Below are 4,449 nucleotides of genomic sequence, written 5' to 3' on the forward strand. Positions count from 1 at the left end.
CCTCCAACGGGCGCTCGGCCTCGCGAGCGGCCTCTTGCGCCTGCTTGGCGGCATCGCGCTCGCGCTCCAGCGTATTCACACGCTCGGCATCCGCCGACCTGGCCTCGAGCAAGGTCAGCAGCTGCGCCTTCAGCTGTGCGCGCTGCCGCCCCTGCTGGGCCAGCTCGAGCCGCTGCCGGTGCAACTCGCGCAGCTTGCCGGCGAGCTGCTCGCGCTCCTCGGCCCAGGCCAGCACCGGGATCACCTCGGTGTTCAGCGTCTCGCGCTCGCGCAGCTTCAGCTGGTACTGCTGGTAGAGGTTGACGCGTGCCTCCAGCTCGGCGCGCTGGGCCCGGCCATGGGCCAGCTCGCGCTCGGCGACCTCCACCTCCTGGCTCAGCTGGCGCTGGTGGTTGCGGGCGTCTTCATAGCGGTCCAGCACGTCCTGGTCGCCGAACACGTCGAACACCAGCCTCAGCAGCTCCTTCGGCGAGTACTCGCAGAGCCGGTCGGTCTGCCCCTGCTCGAGCGCCAGCACGCGTGCGATCGCGCGGCTCAGGCCGGCCCCTTCGAGGCGGCGCCGCCAGTGCTCGATGCCGAGCCAGTCCTTGTCGGGGCGCTCCACCAGCGATTCGATGGACACGTCGCCGTCGACCATCACGTAGCGGCGCTGCCAGTCGCCGCCGTTGCGCTCGATGCGGCAGGCCAGCGTCACCGTGTCGGCATACAGCAGGCAGCGCGCGAAGGGCCGGTTCGAGGCCTGCCGGTTGCGCGGCCGGTTGTCGACGGTGGCGCGCAGCCAGGCGCTGTCGGCATTGGCATGGCGCGCGTAGGTCTTGTAGCTGCGCCCGCCGGAGCAGTCGAGGCCGAGCAGCGTGCGCATCGCGTCGAGCAGCGTGGTCTTGCCCGAGCCGTTCGGGCCGGCCACGGTGATGATGGCGCCGTCGAGCGGCAGCGTGAGGCGCTGGCAGTAGTCCCAGTGCAGCAGTTCGAGGCATTGCAGGTGGAACATCGGGTCAGGCCTCCTGCGCGCCGCGGGCCCGCCCCAGCACCTCGTGCAGCGCACCGTCGAGGATGCGCGGCGCGAGCACGTCGTAGTCGAGCAGCAGGTCGAGCAGCGGGCCCTCGGCGATCTCGTCGCCGCGGTGCACGATGAAGCCGTGGTTCGCGAGCCGCTTCAGGTTGCCGTCGAGCCGTGTCTTCTTGCCCAGCTGCACGCCGAAATCGGTCAGCAGCGACTTGTACGACACCACCGGGCTGACGCTCACGGCATCGGGCAGCGGGCGGGCGGTGTTGAACATCTCGTTCTGGCCGTCGGATTCGAGGCTGGTGGCGCGCGCGGCCTGGCGTTCGCGCTTGGGCAGCACGATCAGCGACCACAGCACGATCAGCAGCGAGACGGCGTCGCGCGGCAGGTCGATGTTGTTGTGGCTGTCGAGCCCGGCCTCGCCGAACACCGCGCTCTCGGCCGGGCGCAGCAGCGCCACGGTGATGTGGTCGGCGTAGAGGTTGTCGACCAGCCGCAGGCCGACCTGGGCCAGCCGCTCCTGCAGGGCGGACCAGAGCTCGGCGTCGATCAGTGCGCGCTTGACCTTGGGATGCTGCCGCGGCAGCCAGCGGCGCGCGAGCAGTTCGGCCGCCAGCACGGCGGCGTCGTCGAGGGAAGTACTCATTCGGGAATGCGGATGGCGTCGGGTGGGGTGGGTTCGGCGGGCAGCGCGCGGCCGCTGCGTTGCAGGTGCCCCTCGCTGATCAGCGCGACCTCGGGATCGGTGGTCTTCAGCAGCGTGGGCGTGAGCGCCACCTGCCACGGCATCCGCGCGAGTTCACCGGTGGGGCTCTTCAGCGCCTGGGCCTGCGCATCGCCGAGCAGCGGCATCAGCTGCAATCGGTAGGCGGCATGCGCGAAGCGCCCGCCCAGCACGGCCTCGCCCAGCAGGTGGTCGGCGGTGGCGGCGTCGCCGGGCGCCCTGCTCCAGCGGCCGAGCAGGCCGATCAGCTCGCCCAGTTCAGGCGGCAGGCTGAGGATGTCGAGCGTGCCGGCATCCGCCTGCGCGGGCGGCGGCAGGCCGGTGCTGCGCGTGGGGTCGGGGCGGTCGCGCTCGAACTCACCTTCGGCCACGTCGAGCAGGTCGTGCTGCGTCACGAAGACGGGCCGCACGCCGATAGACAGCGCCTCGCCGAGCAGGCTCGCCAGGTCGGTGTGGTGCTGCAGCCAGTTGCGCACATCGGACGAGGTGAGCCCGCTGCTGCCCAGCGTGACGCGCTGGCGGTCGGCCTGCTGCAGCGCGCGCGTGAACTGGCTGGCCATCGACAGCAGCCTTGCCTGGTCCTGCCCGAGCGCGCGGGCGGCGCGCTCCAGGCGCGGGCTGTCGTTGTGGTCCTGGATGATGGCCGACAGCGCCTGCCCGGCCTTGTCGACCAGTTTCAGTGCGCGGTCGAAGCGCGGCTGGGCCAGGCGCAGCCGCGCCTCGGAGCCGCTCGCGATGGCCTCGGCGAACTCGTCGTGCAGCCGCGCGAGCTGCGCATGCAGGTGCTGCAGCTGGCTGGCGTCGACCAGGCCGAGCTGCTGCGAGCCGGCCACCTGCGCGAGCAGGCCGGACAGCTCGTCATCCTGCTGCGCGGCGGTCAGCGGCGCGAGCAGCGCCTGCACCTGCTGGGCGAGCGGCGAGAGGTGGTAATCCTGCGCGGTGGCATCCCAGACCAGCAGGTCGAGGTCGCGCAGGCGCTTGAGTGCCGCGTCGAGGGGATCGGGCAGCACGGCATGGAAGAGTTGATTGACATCGTCGCGCGAGAGCCTGCCCTGGGGCTGGGCCGCCAGTTCGAGGAAGCACCACAACCGCAGCCTGACGAGCGCCGCGCTGCCGCCGAACAGCCCGCGCAGCGCGTCGATCGCCGGCTGCTTCTGCGCGAGCGCGAAGGACAGCGGGTGCTCTTGCGGGTAGCCGGGGTCGCGGAACAGGTCCTCGAACTGAACGATGTCGGCGGTATCGAGAGTCGGGCCGTCGTTCATCGGCGGCATTTTGCCTCAGCGGCATGGTGCAGGAACTGCTCTTCAGTGACGCGATACTGCGCCTTCAGTCCGTGGAGCCCGCCCCATGCCCTCTTCGATGACCCGTCGCCACGCAGCACTGTCCTGCGCCCTCGCGCCCCTCGTGATGGCCAGCGCCTGCACCTCGGCACCCGCACTGCCCGCCGGCGCAGCGGCCGCCCTCGCCCCGCACGGCCGGCTGCGCGCCTGCATCAACCTCGGCAATCCGATCCTCGCCAACCGCGATGCGGCGGGTGTCGTGAGCGGCGTGTCGGTCGACCTGGCCACGCTGCTCGCGCAACGCCTGGGCGTGCCGCTGGATGTGGTCGTCGTCGAGGCCGCGCTGCAATCGGTCGACACCGTGAAGGCGGACCGGGCCGACATCGGCTTCTTCGCGATCGACCCGCGGCGCAGCGACGGCATCGGCTTCAGCGCGCCGTACGTGCTGATCGAAGGCGCCTTCCTGGTGCGCAACGATTCGCCGCTGRCCGACAACGCGCAGGTCGACCGCGCCGGCACCCGCATCATGGTCGGCCGCGGCAGTGCCTACGACTTGTACCTGTCGCGCGAGCTGAAGGCGGCGCAGCTGATGCGCACGCCCACCTCGCAGGCGGTCGTCGAGCGCTTCCTCGCCGAAGGCGCCGACGTGGCCGCCGGCGTGCGCCAGCAGCTCGAATCCGATGCCGCGCGGCTGCCCGGCCTGCGCCTGCTGCGCGGGCGCTTCATGGTGATCGAGCAGGCGATGGGCCTGCCGCTGACGCGAGGTGCTGCTGCTACCGCGCTGCTTGCCGGCTTCGTCGAACAAGCCAAGGCGAGCGGCTACGTCGCGCAATCGCTGGCGCGGCATGGCATTCATGGGGCTGTCGTCGCGCCGTCCTTGGGCAAAGGCGCGTGMGGGGAGGCTGTGGCTCGCCGGCCGGTGCGGTCTTCGCCCCCTGGGGGGCGAAGACTSCCCTSCGCTGACTGGTTTCATGGCCCGTCGCCCAAACTCCCKCCACTCACTTCGTTCGTTGTGGTCAAACAGTGGGCGACAGTCAGTKCACGAAGCGTGCTGCGCACGCGGGCCATGAAACCAGCCAGCTCCGGCGCCCCGTCCCTATTGGCGCTCCACAGCCTCCCCTCACGCGCCTTTGTGCCACCGCCGTGCTCCTTTGAGAGATGACAAGCGAACAAGTGGGRGTTGAGCCCGGGTGTCACCCGGGCGGYSCGAYCRGCTCGACGAACACTCTCGGTTCGTGGGYGGGGCGGCCGGGGRSAGGCTGTGGGGCGACTTCTGGGGCGACGGAGAAGATTGGTTTCGGGGGTGGCGCGCGCCAGCGCGCTTCGTAGACATACTCATCGGCTGTGTTTGACCACAACGAACGAAGTGAGTGACGGGAGTTTGCCGATGCACCCCCGAAGCCGAKCTTCTTCGTGCAGTCGGCCCGCCAGGGCCGACC

Annotated in this window: 3 protein-coding genes and 1 pseudogene; 1 reads left to right on the forward strand and 3 read right to left on the reverse strand. The window is 70.8% G+C overall.

Annotated features, from left to right (window positions below):
- The 3 genes from AC1D01_RS22405 to AC1D01_RS22415 all read right to left on the reverse strand — a co-directional run.
- The coding region (locus AC1D01_RS22405) for an ATP-binding protein (RefSeq protein ID WP_477870194.1) at positions 1 to 991 on the reverse strand (991 nt) is incomplete at its 3' end.
- A 4-nt stretch (positions 992 to 995) separates the two neighbouring features.
- Positions 996 to 1,652, reverse strand: a complete 657-nt coding sequence (locus AC1D01_RS22410) for a hypothetical protein (RefSeq protein WP_477870196.1) — start codon at positions 1,650 to 1,652, stop codon at positions 996 to 998.
- The gene (locus AC1D01_RS22415) at positions 1,649 to 2,992 is read right to left on the reverse strand and encodes a hypothetical protein (RefSeq protein WP_477870198.1); all 1,344 of its coding nucleotides are present in this window, start codon (positions 2,990 to 2,992) and stop codon (positions 1,649 to 1,651) included. Before AC1D01_RS22415 ends, AC1D01_RS22410 begins: the two co-directional genes overlap by 4 nt.
- Before the next feature lie 145 nt (positions 2,993 to 3,137).
- Between AC1D01_RS22415 and AC1D01_RS22420 the strand changes: the two are divergent.
- Positions 3,138 to 3,887: pseudogene (locus AC1D01_RS22420) on the forward strand (transporter substrate-binding domain-containing protein); the annotation flags it as partial.
- Positions 3,888 to 4,449: the final 562 nt, after the last annotated feature.

The sequence above is a fragment of the Rhizobacter sp. P3_B12 genome (assembly GCF_056402895.1).

Coding starts and splice junctions, on each gene's coding strand:
- AC1D01_RS22410 (WP_477870196.1), bottom strand. CDS start 1,652: ATGAGTACTTCCCTCGACGACGCCGCCGTGCTGGCGGCCGAACTGCTC.
- AC1D01_RS22415 (WP_477870198.1), bottom strand. CDS start 2,992: ATGAACGACGGCCCGACTCTCGATACCGCCGACATCGTTCAGTTCGAG.